Annotated in this window: 14 protein-coding genes and 1 tRNA gene; 14 read left to right on the top strand and 1 reads right to left on the bottom strand. The window is 71.1% G+C overall.

Features of this window, described 5'->3' with window-relative positions; genetic code table 11:
* Nucleotides 1-178: 178 nt before the first annotated feature.
* From IFU19_RS12475 to IFU19_RS12410, 14 genes are all read left to right on the top strand, one after another.
* The gene (locus tag IFU19_RS12475) at nucleotides 179-1,159 is read left to right on the top strand and encodes a TadA family conjugal transfer-associated ATPase (RefSeq protein WP_441004776.1); all 981 of its coding nucleotides are present in this window, start codon (nucleotides 179-181) and stop codon (nucleotides 1,157-1,159) included.
* Nucleotides 1,153-2,055, top strand: a complete 903-nt coding sequence (locus IFU19_RS12470) for a type II secretion system F family protein (protein ID WP_342343418.1) — start codon at nucleotides 1,153-1,155, stop codon at nucleotides 2,053-2,055. The genes IFU19_RS12475 and IFU19_RS12470 overlap by 7 nt, the downstream gene beginning before the upstream one ends.
* Nucleotides 2,056-2,150: 95 nt before the next feature.
* Nucleotides 2,151-2,390: a DUF4244 domain-containing protein gene (locus IFU19_RS12465; protein WP_192014158.1), complete on the top strand. Its 240-nt coding sequence runs from the start codon at nucleotides 2,151-2,153 to the stop codon at nucleotides 2,388-2,390.
* Nucleotides 2,390-2,743 carry a TadE family type IV pilus minor pilin gene (locus IFU19_RS12460; RefSeq protein ID WP_192014156.1) on the top strand — a complete coding sequence of 118 codons (354 nt, stop codon included), beginning with the start codon at nucleotides 2,390-2,392 and terminating at the stop codon, nucleotides 2,741-2,743. The genes IFU19_RS12465 and IFU19_RS12460 overlap by 1 nt, the downstream gene beginning before the upstream one ends.
* On the top strand, nucleotides 2,743-3,072 hold the full coding sequence (locus tag IFU19_RS12455; protein WP_055838404.1) for an Rv3654c family TadE-like protein: 330 nt from the start codon (nucleotides 2,743-2,745) through the stop codon (nucleotides 3,070-3,072). The genes IFU19_RS12460 and IFU19_RS12455 overlap by 1 nt, the downstream gene beginning before the upstream one ends.
* A 60-nt stretch (nucleotides 3,073-3,132) precedes the next feature.
* Nucleotides 3,133-6,045, top strand: a complete 2,913-nt coding sequence (gene topA / locus IFU19_RS12450; protein ID WP_192014154.1) for a type I DNA topoisomerase — start codon at nucleotides 3,133-3,135, stop codon at nucleotides 6,043-6,045.
* A complete protein-coding gene (gene tmk / locus IFU19_RS12445) occupies nucleotides 6,042-6,716 on the top strand; it encodes a dTMP kinase (protein ID WP_192014152.1) in 675 nt (224 codons plus the stop codon). The genes topA and tmk overlap by 4 nt, the downstream gene beginning before the upstream one ends.
* A gap of 121 nt (nucleotides 6,717-6,837) precedes the next feature.
* A complete protein-coding gene (locus tag IFU19_RS12440) occupies nucleotides 6,838-8,016 on the top strand; it encodes a DNA polymerase III subunit delta' (RefSeq protein WP_192014150.1) in 1,179 nt (392 codons plus the stop codon).
* Complete coding sequence (locus IFU19_RS12435) at nucleotides 8,013-9,554, top strand: alpha/beta hydrolase (RefSeq protein WP_342343417.1); 1,542 nt, start codon at nucleotides 8,013-8,015, stop codon at nucleotides 9,552-9,554. The genes IFU19_RS12440 and IFU19_RS12435 overlap by 4 nt, the downstream gene beginning before the upstream one ends.
* Nucleotides 9,555-9,616: 62 nt before the next feature.
* On the top strand, nucleotides 9,617-10,288 hold the full coding sequence (gene deoC / locus IFU19_RS12430; RefSeq protein ID WP_055838391.1) for a deoxyribose-phosphate aldolase: 672 nt from the start codon (nucleotides 9,617-9,619) through the stop codon (nucleotides 10,286-10,288).
* Between the two features lie 77 nt (nucleotides 10,289-10,365).
* Nucleotides 10,366-10,441 (top strand) — tRNA-Thr (locus tag IFU19_RS12425).
* A gap of 224 nt (nucleotides 10,442-10,665) precedes the next feature.
* A complete protein-coding gene (locus IFU19_RS12420) occupies nucleotides 10,666-11,061 on the top strand; it encodes a hypothetical protein (protein ID WP_192014148.1) in 396 nt (131 codons plus the stop codon).
* A gap of 40 nt (nucleotides 11,062-11,101) precedes the next feature.
* Nucleotides 11,102-13,381 carry an MMPL family transporter gene (locus IFU19_RS12415; protein WP_192014146.1) on the top strand — a complete coding sequence of 760 codons (2,280 nt, stop codon included), beginning with the start codon at nucleotides 11,102-11,104 and terminating at the stop codon, nucleotides 13,379-13,381.
* A complete protein-coding gene (locus tag IFU19_RS12410) occupies nucleotides 13,378-13,956 on the top strand; it encodes an isochorismatase family protein (protein WP_191926621.1) in 579 nt (192 codons plus the stop codon). Before IFU19_RS12415 ends, IFU19_RS12410 begins: the two co-directional genes overlap by 4 nt.
* Here the strand turns inward: IFU19_RS12410 and IFU19_RS12405 are convergent.
* Nucleotides 13,937-15,022, bottom strand: coding sequence for a PAS domain-containing sensor histidine kinase (locus IFU19_RS12405; RefSeq protein ID WP_192014144.1), 1,086 nt, complete (start codon nucleotides 15,020-15,022; stop codon nucleotides 13,937-13,939). The genes IFU19_RS12410 and IFU19_RS12405 overlap by 20 nt on opposite strands.
* Nucleotides 15,023-15,124: the final 102 nt, after the last annotated feature.

The following is a 15,124-nucleotide window of genomic DNA, read 5'->3' as shown; positions in this document are numbered from 1 at the left end:
TCTTTCCGCGGCCGGTGGCCTGCGATGCCGGCCCCGAGGGGCCATCCCTCGCCGGGGCGCACACCCGCTGACGCGGCGAGAACGACCGTTCCTCCCCACGGTGTCGATGCGTCGGAGCATCCACCGATCGCTGTTTTCGCTCGACGCGCGCGGGGGCGTCCTCCCTACGTTCGTCGTCGTGTCTTCCGTCATTCCCCTGCACCGGCCCGATCCCGCTGAAGCGCCCCCCGTCTGGGACGATCCGGCGTTGGCGTTCCTGCGGCCGTTCCTCGACGACGGGTCGGTGACCGATCTCTTCGTCAACGGAGACCGGGGACTCTTCATCGATCGAGGGCGCGGCATCGAATGCGTGGCGTCATGGCGCGCGAGCGAGCTCGAGGTCCGTCGGCTCGCGGTGCGTCTCATCGCGCTCGGCGGTCGCCACCTCGACGACGCGTCGCCCTGCGTCGACGTGCGGCTCGAACGCGGGGTCCGCGTACATGCCGTGCTCGCACCGGTCGCCGTGGGCGGAACGAGCATCTCTGTGCGGGTGCCGCGGTGGGACGCCCCCGATCTCGTCGGGCTCGAACGCGGGGGCATGTTCACCGCGACGCAGCGCGCGCGTCTGGAAGACATGGTCGATCGGCGGTGGAACATCCTCATCAGCGGCGCCACCGGGGCCGGCAAGACGACGTTGCTCGCCGCCCTGCTGGGGCGAGTCCCCGCCGGGGAACGTCTCATCACCGTCGAAGAGGTGGCCGAGCTCCGGCCGGATCACCCCCATCACGTCGCGCTCGAGGCCCGCCAGGCGAACCTCGAGGGCGCCGGGGCTCTCACCGTGGCCCGCCTCGTACGCGAGGCGCTGCGCATGCGACCCGACCGCCTCGTTCTGGGGGAGTGCCGCGGCGAAGAGGTACGCGACCTGCTCATGGCGCTCAACACCGGCCACGACGGAGGCGCCGGCACGCTGCATGCGAGCAGCCTGCGCGACGTGGCGACGCGACTGGAGGCTCTGGGATCGCTGGCGGGAATGGATGCCACCACCACCGGCCGGCAGGCCGCGAGCGCCATCGGTGCCGTGGTGCACGTCGAACGTCGTGACGGACGCCGCCGGGTCACGGGATGGGGGCGCCCGGTACTGAGCGACGGGCGTCTGCGCATCGATGCGGAGCCGTGGTGAAAGCGGGGCGCGCCGCGATCGGTCGCGCCGACGCCCTCGAGACCACGATGCGTCTCGCCGTGCTGCTGGGCGCGGGGCTGACCCCGGCGCGCGCGTGGGCCGCCGTCGCCGAGCAGGGGGATGCGACGGCGGTGGGCGCGGCACGGGCGGCGGCGCGCGGCGACGATGTCGCCGAGGTCCTGCGCTCGGCGGGTGAGACCTGGAGCGATGTCGCCGCGGTCTATGCGGTCGCCGTCGATGCCGGTGCGCCGTTGGCCGATACGCTGCGCACGATCGGGGGAGCCCTGCGGGACGCGGCCGAGATCTCGGCCGACGTGCGCGTGGCACTCGCCGAACCCGCGGCGACCGCGCGGCTGCTCGCGTGGCTCCCGGTTCTGGGGGTTCCGCTGGGGCTCGCCCTGGGCTTCGATACAGTCGGCATCCTGGTGACCGATCCGCTCGGCACGGCCTGTCTCGTCGGGGGCGCGCTCCTCGTCGTGGCCTCACGCCTCTGGGCCCGCCATCTCGTGCGCCGAGCGAGGCCACCCCGAGGTGTGCCGGGTCTGAACGCCGAGCTGTGGGCGGTCGCCCTCTCGGCGGGGATCTCGGTCGATCGGGCGCGTCAGCTCGCCACCGCAGCCGGCCGCGTCGAGCCGCCGCTCTCCGAGGCCTCGGGGGACCAGGCCATCGAGGCGACCCTCGATCTTGCCGTGCGCGCCGGTGTGCCGGCGAGCGAGCTGCTGCGCGGCGACGCGTGGATGGCACGTCATCGCGCCCGCACCGAGGGGCGCGCGGCGGCCGCGCGCCTGTCGACGCACCTTCTCGTGCCGCTCGGCGCCTGCACCCTGCCCGCGTTCCTCCTGCTCGCCGTCGTGCCGATGATGCTCGGCCTGCTGCGTTCCAGCGGGTTCCCCTAGCGAGGGGTCACTCTCGCCCCCACCCGCTCACCTCCCCTCGATCCGATGGGCGGAGATGCCTCTTCGCCCGGGTCTCTCACCGAAAAGGAGTCGCCATGACCATTCCCTTCCTTCCCACCGCCGCCGACGCTCGTCACGAGACGTGCGTCCCCGCGCTGACCTCGAGGCGCGCGGGTGCCCTCTTCCTCGATGAGAGAGGAGCCGCGACCGCCGAATACGCCATCGCGACCATGGCCGCCGTCGCCTTCGCCGGGCTGCTCGTCGTCATCATGCGCAGCGACGAAGTGCGCGGGATCCTCACCGATCTCGTTCGTCGTGCGCTGACGGTGCAGTGATGTCCGCGGTTCGCCGGGCCGAGCGTCGATGGCCGCGGCTCGACGAGCGCGGTGCCGTGACCGCGGAGTTCGCCGTCGCGCTGCCCGCGCTGATCGTCGTGTTGGCGCTGGGGGTGGGGGCGCTCGGCTCGGTCGCCACGGCCGTCCGGCTGCAGCACAGCGCCACCGAGGCCGCGCGACTGCTCGGGCGGGGAGACGGCGGCGGGCTCGCCGTCGTCGACGGCGTCGGGGGCAGCGCGTCGGTCGAACGCGTCGACGGCCTCGTCTGCGTCACGGCTTCCGCCCCGATCGCGTCGGCGCTCCCGCTCGCGCCCGTGACCGCGCGGGCCTGCGCCCTCGACGGAGGGCGCTGATGGCGGGCACGGTCGCGGTGGTCGGCGTCACCGCGGTGGTGGCGGGCGCCACCGTCGCTCTCGGACTCGCTCTCGGCGCCGTGGTGCAGGTGCAACGGCTGTCGGGGATCGCGGATGCCGCCGCCCTCGCCGCGGCCGACACGGTGAGCGGGGCGGTGACGGGGGTGCCCTGTGAGGCGGCGACGGTCGTCGCCGAGCAGGGGGGTGCGAGCCTGCAGGAGTGCGATGTCGACGGCCTGGTCGCCACCGTCACCGTCGCTGGGGCGTACGGTGGGATTCCATTCGATGTGCGCGCGCGGGCCGGACCACCCGATGTCCCGAGCCCATGAGTCCTCCCGGAACCCCGCCAGGCAGGCGTGTGTATGGTGTGCATCGACGAAAGGACCCCAGTGGCAAACGGCAAGAAGCTCGTCATCGTCGAGTCCCCGACGAAGATGAAGTCGATCCAGGGATACCTCGGCGACGACTACGAGGTGCTCAGCTCGGTCGGTCACATCCGCGATCTCGCGTCGAAGAAAGAGATCCCGGCCGACAAGAAGGCGGCGTACGGCAAGTACTCCATCGACGTCGAGAACGACTTCGACCCGTTCTACGTGGTCAACGACCGCAAGACCAAGACGGTGGCCGAGCTCAAGCGCGCGCTGAAGACGGCCGACGAAGTCCTGCTGGCCACTGATGGTGACCGCGAAGGCGAAGCCATCGCGTGGCACCTGCTCGAGGTTCTCAAGCCCAAGGTCCCCGTGCGTCGCATGATCTTCCACGAGATCACGAAGGACGCCATCCGCGAAGCCGCCGAGAACACTCGCGAACTCGACGTGTCGCTGGTCGACGCGCAGGAGACCCGTCGCGTGCTCGACCGCCTGTACGGCTGGGACGTCTCGCCCGTGCTCTGGCGCAAGGTGGGATCCGGCCGCGAGGGCACGGCGCTCAGCGCCGGCCGCGTGCAGTCCGCCGCGACCCGCATGGTCGTCGAACGCGAGCGGGAGCGCATGGCGTTCGTGTCGGCGTCGTACTGGGACGTCGAAGCGCTCGCGTCGCAGACCGGGTCTTCGTTCACCACTCGCCTCGCCCGTCTCGACGGCGCTCCCATCGCCCGCGGCAGCGACTACGACGACAACGGAAACCTCAAGAAGGCCGTCGTGGTGCTCGACGAGGCGAAGGCCCGCGCACTCGCCGCGGCCATCACCGCCGCCGGCCGCGCGACGGTCGCCAAGGTCGAGGCCAAGCCCGGCACGCGCAGCCCCCGCGCCCCCTTCACGACCTCCACCTTGCAGCAGGAGGCCGGCCGCAAGCTCTCGATGAGCGCCAAGCACGCCATGGGCGTCGCGCAGCGTCTGTACGAGAAGGGCTTCATCACTTATATGCGTACCGACTCGGTCGCCCTCTCGGGGCAGGCCATCTCGGCGGCGCGCGCACAGGCCGTCTCGCTGTACGGCGACAAGGCCGTCCCCGCCAACCCGCGCGTCTACAAGAGCAAGTCGAAGAATGCGCAAGAGGCGCACGAGGCCGTCCGCCCCTCGGGTGAGACCTTCCGCACGCCGGCGTCGCTCGCGTCGTCGCTCGACCGCGACGAGCAGAAGCTGTACGACCTCATCTGGAAGCGCACGGTCGCCAGCCAGATGGCCGATGCCAAGTACGAGACCACCACGGTCACCCTCACCGTCGCCGCGGGCGAGCAGGTCGCGGAGTTCACGGCATCCGGAACCGTCTACACCTTCAAGGGCTTCCTCGAGGCCTACGAAGAGGGCAACGACGAGAAGCGCAACGGGCGTGACGACGACGAGGACCAGTCCCTGCCCGCGGTCGCGGCGGGCGACGAACTCACCGTCAGCGACGTGGAGCCCAAGGGGCACAGCACCTCGCCCAAGCCGCGCTACACCGAGGCCAGCCTCGTCAAGGCGCTCGAAGAGAAGGGCATCGGCCGCCCGTCGACGTTCGCCAGCATCATCGGCGTCATCCTCGATCGCGGCTATGTCTCCAAGCGCGGCCAGGCCCTGGTGCCCAGCTGGCTGGCCTTCAGCGTCGTGCGCCTGCTCGAAGAGCACTTCGCCGATCTCGTCGACTACGACTTCACGGCCGCCCTCGAAGACGACCTCGACGCGATCGCCCGCGGGGAGCAGCGTCGCACGGAGTGGCTGAAGTCGTTCTACTTCGGTTCGGAGAAGCAGGTGGGCCTGCGGCACATCGTCGACAACCTCGGCGAGATCGATGCCCGCGAGCTCAACTCGACCCGCATCACCGACACGGCCACCCTGCGCTTCGGCAAGTACGGTCCGTACCTCGAGATCACCGAGCCCGGAGCCGACGCCGAGGCGAAGCCACGCATCGTCAACATCCCCGAAGAGCTCGCGCCCGACGAGCTCACGCCCGAGAAGGCCCAGGAGCTCATCGACGCCCCCGTCGCGGGCGACCGCGTGCTCGGCGAGAACGCCGAGAACGGCAAGCTCGTCGTCGTGAAAGACGGCCGCTTCGGTCCGTACGTGCAAGAAGTGGATGCCGAAGAGCCCGACGAGGTCGACCAGGCCACCGGCGAGGTCGTCGAGCAGCCGAAGAAGCGCGGCGTGAAGAAAGAGGTCGCGCCCAAGCCCCGCACGGCCTCGCTCTTCCGCTCGATGTCGGTCGACACGATCGACCTCGACACCGCGCTGCAGCTGCTGTCGCTTCCGCGCGTCGTCGGCGCCGACCCCGAGACCGGTGCCGAGATCACCGCGCAGAACGGGCGGTTCGGGCCGTACCTCAAGAAGGGCACTGACTCGCGGTCGCTCGACGATGAGAAGCAGATCTTCGAGATCACGCTCGACGAGGCGATCGCCAAGTACGCCGAGCCGAAGTACGGCGCACGTCGTGCGTCGAGCGCCCTGAAGGAGTTCGACGCCGATCCGGTCAGCGGCAAGGCGATCAAGCTCAAGGACGGCCGCTTCGGACCGTACGTGACCGATGGCGAGACCAACGCCACGGTCCCGCGCGGTGAGGACGCCATGGCCGTCACCTTCGAGCGCGCCGTCGAGCTCATCGCCGACAAGCGCGCCAAGGGTCCCGCGCCCAAGAAGGCTCCGGCACGCAAGACGACGGCGACGAAGACGACCGCCGCCAAGACGACCGCTGCCAAGACGACGGCGGCCAAGACGACGGCGGCCAAGACCACGGCAGCCAAGACCGCGGCGGCCAAGACGACCGCGGCCAAGACGGCGGCCAGCAAGACGACCGCCGCCAGATCGACCGCCAGCAAGACGGCGGCAGCCAGCAAGACGGCCGCGCCGAAGGCCACGACCACGCGCAAGGCGCCGGCGACGCAGTCGTGACCGTCGAGGACACCCGGCCGCTGCACGCCCCACGCGCGGCGGCGGCCGGGGGCCCCGGCCTCTTCGTCACCTTCGAGGGCGGCGACGGGGCGGGCAAGACCACCCAGGCGTCGCTGCTCGAGCAGTGGGTGCGCTCCGGCGGTCGCGACGTGGTGCGCACGCGCGAACCGGGCGGCACCGAGGTGGGCGTGAGGATCCGCGACATCGTGCTGCACCACCGGGGGCACATCAACGCCCGCGCGGAGGCTCTGCTGTACGCCGCCGACCGCGCGCACCACGTCGAGACGGTCGTGCAGCCCGCCATCGCCCGCGGTGACGTCGTCATCCAGGATCGGTACCTCGACTCCTCCGTGGCGTATCAGGGGGCGGGCCGCGTCCTCGACGCCGACGACGTGCGGGCGCTGTCCCTCTGGGCGACCGACGGACTGCTGCCCGACCTCACGGTGCTGCTCGACCTCGACCCGACCGCCGCGCGAGCGCGCCTCGATGCCGACGACAAGCCCTTCGACCGCCTCGAAGCCGAGAAGAACGAGTTCCACGCCCGGGTGCGCGACGGCTTCCTGGCTCTCGCACGACGTGAGCCGGAGCGTTTCCTCGTGCTCGACGCGACCGAGGCGCCCGAAGTTCTGGCCGCGCGCGTGCGCGACGCCGTGACGGCGCGACTGCGCTGACGCTTCCTCGACCGCGGTACCCCGGCGGTATCGACGTCCGTCGCCAGCCGACGAGTGCGCCCTCCATCACGCTGTGACGGGCCCGGGAACGCTGTCGGTGCCCCCGGTTAGGCTGGATCCCATGTCCGTCGCCCTCGACCCGCCGTCCACGCCCGCCGCGGCGGCGCCGTTCCCGTGGGACGCCGTGTGGGGGCAAGACGACGCCGTCGACACCCTGCGCGCCGCGGCATCCGACCCCGCCGCCCTGGCTCACGCCTGGTTGATCACGGGCCCTCCCGGGTCGGGGCGCTCGACCCTCGCGTACGCGTTCGCGGCGGCGCTCATCGCCGAGCCGGGCGACGAGCGGGCGCAGCAGCAGGTGCTGGCCCGCACCCATCCCGACCTCACCGCGCTGCGCACCGAGCAGGTCGTCATCCGCATCGACGAGGCCCGCCGTCTGGTGGAGCGATCGTCGTTCGCGCCATCGCTCGGGCGACACCGGGTGATCGTCGTCGAAGACGCCGATCGCATGGCCGAGCGCACGTCCAACGTGCTGCTGAAGGCCCTCGAGGAACCCCCCGAGAAGACCGTGTGGGTGCTGTGCGCCCCGAGCGACGCCGACCTTCTGCCGACCATCCGCTCCCGCGTCCGACTCCTGCGCCTGCGAGAGCCCTCGGTCACCGACGTCGCCGCCCTCATCGTCGAACGCACGGGTGTCGCCCCAGACATCGCCGAGGAGTCCGCGCGCCACGCGCAGCGCCACATCGGCATGGCCCAGCGCCTCGCCACCGACGACGACGCCCGCGCCCGTCGTGCCGAGACCCTGGCTGCGGTCCTCGCGGTGCGCGGCATCGGCGACGCCGTCGAGGTGGCGGGACGCATCGTGCGCCTGGCCACCGACGACGCGAAGGCCCTCACCGCCACCCGCGACGAAGAAGAACGGCGTGCGCTGCTGCGCACCTTCGGTGTCGCCGAGGGGGCCGCGGTGCCGCCGTCGGTCCGCGGCCAGGTCAACGCCCTCGAAGACGACCAGAAGCGGCGCGCCACCCGCAGCCTGCGCGATGGCATCGACCGCGTGCTCACCGACCTTCAGTCCCTGTTCCGCGACGTCGTGATGATCCAGTACGGCCGCGAGGGCGACCTGGTCAACAGCGAGCGCCTCGACGACCTGCGTTCCCTCGCGGCCGAGTGGACGCCGAGCCGTACCCTCGGCGTGCTCGACCGCATTTCCGACACCCGCTCGCACCTCGAGCAGAACGCGGCGCCCCTCTTGGCATTGGAGAGTCTCATGATCACCGTCGCGAATGGTTCCGCCCCGTGAGCGCGCGCCGTCGTCTGGCCGCCGTCATCGCCGGCACGGCCGGGGTCGCCCTGGCCCTGTCCGGTTGCCTGTACGCCCAGATCCCGCCGATGGCGCCCGACGGGGGGCGCTCGCTCGCTCCGCAGACCGAGGGCGTCGACGCGGCACTCCTGCCGTACTACGGCCAGACGCTCGCGTGGGAAGCGTGCGGAAGCGCCGGGTTCGACTGCACGACCGTCACCGCTCCCCGCGACTACGCCGACCCCTCGGCCGGTGACCTGCAGCTGGCCGTCATCCGCCACCGGGCGACGTCGGGGGAGCCCCTGGGCTCCCTGCTGACCAACCCCGGTGGGCCGGGGGTCAGCGGCGTCGACACGGTGCGAGACTCGCTCTCGCTCGTCGCCGACGAGGCGCTCACGAGCGCGTACGACGTCATCGGGTTCGACCCGCGCGGAGTGGGTCAGTCGTCGCCGGTGACGTGCTACGACGCCGCGGGCATGGACGCCTACCTATACGACATCCCGCCCGGAGCGCGCGGCAGCGACGAGCGCAACGCCGCCCTCGAGCAGCGGCAGGTCGACTTCGCCCAGGCGTGCGAGAGCAACAGTGCCGGTATCCTGCCCTACGTCTCGACCGAGAACTCCGCGCGCGACATGGATCTTCTGCGCGGCGTACTCGGCGACGCGAAGCTGAACTACCTCGGATTCTCGTACGGCTCACTGCTGGGCGCGACGTACGCCGGCCTGTTCCCCGAACGCGTCGGGCGCATGGTGCTCGACGGGGGCATCGACCCGAGCCTCCCGGCCAGCGCGAGCGGGATCGCTCAGGCGGTCGGTTTCGAGAACGCGCTGCGGGCGTTCATGGCCGACTGCGTGACGACGTCGGACTGCCCGTTCACGGGCTCGGTCGACGACGCGATGGCCGATCTGTCGTCGCTGCTCGAGCGGGTGGACGCGCGACCGATCACGGCGGGTGACGGTCGTCAGCTCGGAGCGGATTCGCTCATGACCGCGATCATCGCCGCGCTGTACAGCGACCAGAACTGGCCCTACCTGCGTGCCGCTCTGAGCGGGGCGCAGAACGGCGACGCGTCGGTGGCGTTCCAGCTCGCCGACTTCTACAACGGTCGCACCGACGGCGTCTACACCGACAACACGATGCAGGCGCTGCGCGCGTACAACTGCGTCGACTACCCGGCCGAGAGCGAGGCCGACAGCGACGCGCTGCTGGCCGAGCTCGAGCAGAAGGCCCCGGTCGTGGCGCCGTACTGGGTGGGACCCGATCCCTGCGACGCGTGGACCGCCCCGCCGACGGGAACGCGTGCGGCCATCACCGCGCCCGGCTCGCCGCCGATCGTAGTGCTCGGAACGACCGGCGATCCCGCGACCCCGTACGCCGAGGCGCGGAGCCTGGCCGACCAGCTGTCGCAGGGCGTGCTGGTGACCTACGTCGGCGAGGGACACCTCGCCTACAACAAGGGCAACGATTGCGTGAACGGCGCCGTCGACGACTACCTGGTCGACGGCACGGTGCCGGCCGAGGGCCTGCGCTGCGAATGACCCCGAACCCACCGCCGGCGCCCGCGCCTAGGCTGGATCCGTCACACCCCGAGGAGACCCCCATGACCGCGCCCACCGCCGACCTGGCGTCGTACATCGACCACACCCTGCTCAAGCCCGAGGCCACGCGCGCCGACGTCGAGCGCATCATCGCCGAGGCAGCCGAGCTCGGCACCTACAGTGTCTGCCTGTCGCCGTCGTTCCTGCCCGTCGAGGTGCCCGCGGGGCTCAAGGTCGCCGTCGTCTGCGGCTTCCCCAGCGGCAAGCACCACGCCGAGGTCAAGGCCGCCGAGGCCGCCCTGTCGGTGGCGCAGGGCGCCGACGAGATCGACATGGTCATCGACGTCGGCGCGGCGATCGAGGGGCGCTACGACGTCGTCGAGGCCGAGATCCGCGCGGTGCGACTGGCCGCTCCGGCCCCGACCGTGCTGAAGGTCATCATCGAGTCGGCCGCACTGTCCGACGAGGCCATCGTCGCGGTGTGCGAGGTCGCGGTCGCCGCCGACGCCGACTTCGTGAAGACCTCCACCGGTTTCCACCCCGCCGGCGGGGCCAGCGTGCACGCCGTCGAGTTGATGAAGCGCACCGTCGGCGATCGCGCCGAGGTCAAGGCATCCGGAGGCGTCCGCACCCGTGCGGCGGCCGAAGAGATGATCGCCGCGGGCGCGACCCGCCTGGGCCTGTCGTCGAGCCGCGACATCCTCGCCGACCGTTCGGCGACCGGAGACTACTGATCCCACCCCGGCGCGCGTACCTCAGACCCCGCTGGAGCATGTAGAATCGATGATCGTGCACGCGACAGCGCGCACATGCCGCCTTAGCTCAGACGGCAGAGCGATTCACTCGTAATGAATAGGTCAAGGGTTCGATTCCCTTAGGCGGCTCCACCAGACCCTCACCCGCATATCGGGTGGGGGTCTTTTGGTTCGTCGGCGAGACGAACCTCGGAGCGACCCGCGGTGTACCCGTGCCCCTCGGGCTGACGCAAGTGTGGATGCGGCGTCGCGAGCGTGGAGCTGCGGGGGCGGGGGAGCCCGCCCGATAGGCTGGGATCCGTTTCGTCCCGTGCCGTGCGGCGGCGATCATCCGCCCGCTGACCGCAGGAGCCCCCGTGTCGAACGCGCTCGACGCCCTCATCGAGATCTTCACGTGGGTGGGGCTCGGTGGGGGCATTCTGCTCGCGTTCGTCGCTGTCGTCCTGGTGCTCGCCGACGGCACCTGGGTGCCCACGCGTGCCGTGGTCGAGCACGCCGAGGGCGGACGAGTGGTGCGGTGGTTCGACGAGGGCGGCGGTGTCAACGAAGCCCCTCTGGCGCCGCACGACGACGCCCGCCTCGGCGACGCGGACATGGCCGACATCTTCTACCGGCGGGGCTCGGCGCACCGCATGCGGTTGACGCGGTCGTCGCCGTCGGTGCGATTCGTCTCGTTGCTCGCGGCCGGAGTGCTGGGGCTCGGAGCGGTGTCGTTCGTCACCTCGATCGTGCTGCTCTTCGTGCAGGGGTAAGACTTGACGCGAGGGACATATTGCTAGATAAGCTAGCGATATGTCCGGTTCTCCTGCGCCCACCCCGTCTCGACGCCGCGCTTCCGGCGACCCCGCCTCGTCGCGAGGCGACCGCCGACGCCGCTCCGCGCCCACGGTGTCGCGGTGGCTGCGCATCGGCATCCCGAGTCTGCTCGTGCTGCTCTGGGTGGTGGGCGGCTCGATCGGCGGACCCTTCTTCGGCAAGGTCGACCAGGTGGCCACGAACGACCAATCGTCGTTCCTGCCGCAGTCGGCGGACGCGACCGAGGTCAGTGAGCGACTCACCGATTTCACCGGGGGCGACACGATCCCGGCGCTCGTGGTCGCGGCCACCGACGACGCCAGCGCGCTCACCGACGCGCAGCTGAGTGCACTGCAGACCCTCGCGACCCAGGTGGCCTCGATCGACGGCGTCGCGGGCGAGGCGTCGGTACCGCTCGTGTCCGACGACGCCACGGCCGCGCAGATCTTCGTGCCGATCGACAGCTCCGGTGAGGTGCGCGAGGTCGTCGAGCAGGTGCGGGAGCGCGTCTCGGCCGACGTCCCCGCCGGGGTCGAGGCGTGGGTGACGGGACCCGCGGGGTTCACCGCCGACCTGGTGAAGGGTTTCCTCGGCATCGACGGGCTGCTGCTGATCGTCGCGCTCGGCGCGGTGTTCGTCATCCTCGTGGTGGTCTACCGCTCGCCGCTGCTGCCGCTGCTCGTGCTGCTGACGTCGGTGTTCGCGCTGTGCGTGGCGCTGCTGACCGTGTGGTGGCTGGCGTTCGCGGGGATCGTGGTGCTGAACGGGCAGGTGCAGGGGATCCTCTTCATCCTCGTCATCGGCGCGGCCACCGACTACGCCCTGTTGTACGTCGCCCGATTCCGTGAGGCGATCGGTGAGGGCGAGAAGAGGTGGGATGCCACGATCCGGGCCTGGAAGGGAGCGGTCGAGCCGATCCTGGCCTCGGGCGGAACGGTCATCGCGGGCCTTCTGTGCCTGCTGCTCTCCGACCTCGCCACCAACCGAGCGCTCGGGCCCATCGCCTCGATCGGCATCGCGTTCGCCGTGCTGTCGGCTCTGACCTTCTTGCCGGCGCTGCTCGCCCTCTGCGGCCGCGCCGCCTTCTGGCCGTTCCTGCCGAAGCCGGGAGCTGCGGCCCTGCCCGCCGACCTCACCGCGCCCGCGAAGGGCGTCTGGCCGCGACAGGCGCGGTTCGTCGCGCGCCGCGCACGCCCCGTGTGGATCGTGTGCACCCTGGTGCTCCTCGCCGCCTGCGTGGGGGTGACCCAGCTGCGCGCCGACGGCGTTCCCGCCAGTGACCTCGTGCTCGGCGCCTCCGAGGCGCGCGACGGACAGGCGGCCCTGGCCGAGCACTTCCCGGGCGGATCGGGCAGCCCCGCCTATGTGCTGGTGCCCGAGGGCCGGGCGGCCGACGCCGTCGCGGTGCTCGAACGCACCGCCGGCATCGACAGCGTGGGCGTCCTCGCCGCCGACGCCCCCGGCGGACAGGCACCCGTGTCGGTGAGCGACGGTGTCCTGCAGACCACCGCTTTCGGTGCACCGGGAACGCCCGCGCCCGCGCCGACCGTCTCCGACGGTGACGTGCTGCTGGCCGCGACGCTGTCCGATACCGCCGACTCCCCGGCCGCCGACGACACGGTGAGGTCATTGCGCGCCGACCTGACCACCGAGCTCGGCGAGGGGACGGCGATTGTGGGCGGCGTGACGGCGACCGACATCGACTCGGTCGACACCTCGATCCGCGACCGCACCCTGATCATCCCCATCGTGCTCGTCGTCATCCTGCTCATCCTCATGGCGCTGCTGCGCTCGATCGTCGCGCCGCTCATCCTGATCGGGACCGTCATCGTGTCGTTCGGCGCGGCGCTGGGCGTGAGCGCCCTCGTCTTCGACGGCGTGTTCGGGTTCCCCGGTGCCGACCCGTCGGTTCCGCTGTACGGATTCGTGTTCCTTGTCGCCCTCGGCGTCGACTACAACATCTTCTTGATGTCGCGGGTGCGCGAGGAGTCCCTCGTGCACGGCACCCGTCCCGGCATCCTGCGGGGACTCGTCGCGACGGGCGGCGTGATCACTTCGGCCGGCCTGGTGCTGGCGGCGACCTTCGCCGCCCTGGGTGTCATCCCGATCCTGTTCCTCGCGCAGATCGCGTTCATCGTCGCGTTCGGTGTGCTGCTCGACACCTTCGTCGTGCGTTCCCTGCTCGTTCCCGCGCTGGCCTACGACCTGGGACGCCGCATCTGGTGGCCGTCGAAACTCGGCCGGGCCGATGCCGACGCGCGTAGGCTCGACGCATGACCCGGGCGCTGTTCATCGTCGATGTCCAGAACGATTTCACCGAGCGCGGAGCGCTGGGCGTCGAGGGCGGTGACGCGGTCGCGGAACGCATCTCGCGCCACCTCGAGGCCCACGCCGACGACTACGCGGTCGTCGTCGCCTCGCGCGACTGGCACCACGGCGACGACGACAACGGGGGCCACTTCTCGGCCACCCCTGATTTCGTCGACACCTGGCCGGTGCACTGCGTCGGCGGCACGTACGGGGCGGACTACGACGAGGTGTTCGACACCGCGCGGGTGACCCACCACCTCAAGAAGGGGCAGGGCAAGCCCGCCTACTCGCTCTTCGAGGGCGTGTCCGACGACGGTGAGACGGCCGCGGGCATCCTCGACGAGCATGGCATCCGCCACATCGATCTCGTCGGCATCGCGACGGACTACTGCGTGCGGGCGTCGGCTCTCGACGCGATCGCCGCGGGGCGTTCGGTGCGCGTGCTGACCGACTTGATCGCCGGCGTGCACCCGACCTCGAGCGCCGCGGCGCTGGCCGAGATCGAGGCGGCCGGCGCAGAGCTCACGCGCTCTCGGCGATGACGTCGTCGGCGCGGGGGATCGTGATGGTCACGCTCGTCCCCTCGCCCGGGTCGCTCGCGATGCGCAGCGTCCCACCGTGCGCCGACACGATCTGGCGGACGCTCGCGAGGCCGATGCCGCTTCCTCCGTCGCTCGCGTCGGCGTAGCGGCCGCGCTGGCCCTCGGTCGTGATCGTCGCCAGGTCGTCGGGGTGGATGCCCCGGCCGTGATCGCGCACGCGGACGGCTGCACCCTCGTCGGTCTCGAACAGGTCGATCTCGATGACGTCGTCGGAGTACTTGGCGGCGTTCTCGAGCACGTTGGCGACGGCGCGACGGAGCCCCAGGACGTCTCCCAGCACCGGAACGGCGTCGACATGTCCGAACTGCACCCGGGTGGGCGCGTGTCCGGGAAGAACGAGAGCGACCGCACCGCGGGTGATGAGGTCGAGCGTCGCGCGGCGGCGACCGCGATCCGCCGTCGTGGTCGAGTCCGCGAGCAGCGCCTGGGCCATGGCGATGAGGTGGTCGCTCGCCTCGCCGGCGAGACGCAGCAGGCGGTGATCCGGGTCGAGCTCCTCGCCGATGAGATCGAGGTACCCGCGCAGAGCGGTCACGGGCGAGAGCAGGTCGTGCGCGAACGTGCGCTGCAGCGCGTCGCGATGGTCGACCTCCTGCTTCTCGGTGGTGAGGTCGCGCACGATCTTCACGAAACCGAGCACCTGGCCCTGATCGTTGCGGATCGCCGAGATCGTCACGCGGGCCCAGAACTCACTGCCGTCCTGCCGCACGCGCCAGCCGGTGTCTTCGACGTGCCCGTCGCGCTGGGCGGCGGCGAGCAATTGGTCGGGGACGCCACGACGCCGGTCTTCTTCGCGGTAGAAGGTCGAGAAGTGCGACCCGACGATCTCGGCTTCGCTGTACCCCTTGATCAGTTCGGCGCCGAGGTTCCACCCCCGCACGAATCCGCCGCTGTCGAGCTTGACGATGGCGAAGAGGTCGACCTGACCGTCCCAGTCCGCCGGCATGGAGCGTCGGATGGGTAGAGGAGTCGGCTTCGCAGAAGAAGGAAGGTGGGCGTCTGTCATCGGAGGCTCGCTCTCTGCGGTGCTCATCGGCGCACGCAGAAGCGGCTCGGGATGCTTGCTGAAGGCATTCTCCGATCATCCCCGACGCGGCGACCCCGCGAC

This window comes from Microbacterium sp. CFBP 8794, from assembly GCF_014841235.1.
In the GTDB taxonomy this organism is placed as follows: Bacteria; Actinomycetota; Actinomycetes; order Actinomycetales; family Microbacteriaceae; genus Microbacterium.
This window is presented reverse-complemented; position numbering and strand designations above follow the sequence as displayed.

What these genes read in the sequence shown, in the direction of transcription:
- IFU19_RS12465 (WP_192014158.1), top strand. Translation starts at nt 2,151, where the DNA reads ATGACCATTCCCTTCCTTCCCACCGCCGCCGACGCTCGTCACGAGACG.
- IFU19_RS12410 (WP_191926621.1), top strand. Translation starts at nt 13,378, where the DNA reads ATGACCCGGGCGCTGTTCATCGTCGATGTCCAGAACGATTTCACCGAG.
- IFU19_RS12415 (WP_192014146.1), top strand. Translation starts at nt 11,102, where the DNA reads ATGTCCGGTTCTCCTGCGCCCACCCCGTCTCGACGCCGCGCTTCCGGC.
- IFU19_RS12460 (WP_192014156.1), top strand. Translation starts at nt 2,390, where the DNA reads ATGTCCGCGGTTCGCCGGGCCGAGCGTCGATGGCCGCGGCTCGACGAG.
- IFU19_RS12455 (WP_055838404.1), top strand. Translation starts at nt 2,743, where the DNA reads ATGGCGGGCACGGTCGCGGTGGTCGGCGTCACCGCGGTGGTGGCGGGC.
- IFU19_RS12405 (WP_192014144.1), bottom strand. Translation starts at nt 15,022, where the DNA reads ATGACAGACGCCCACCTTCCTTCTTCTGCGAAGCCGACTCCTCTACCC.
- IFU19_RS12440 (WP_192014150.1), top strand. Translation starts at nt 6,838, where the DNA reads ATGTCCGTCGCCCTCGACCCGCCGTCCACGCCCGCCGCGGCGGCGCCG.
- deoC (WP_055838391.1), top strand. Translation starts at nt 9,617, where the DNA reads ATGACCGCGCCCACCGCCGACCTGGCGTCGTACATCGACCACACCCTG.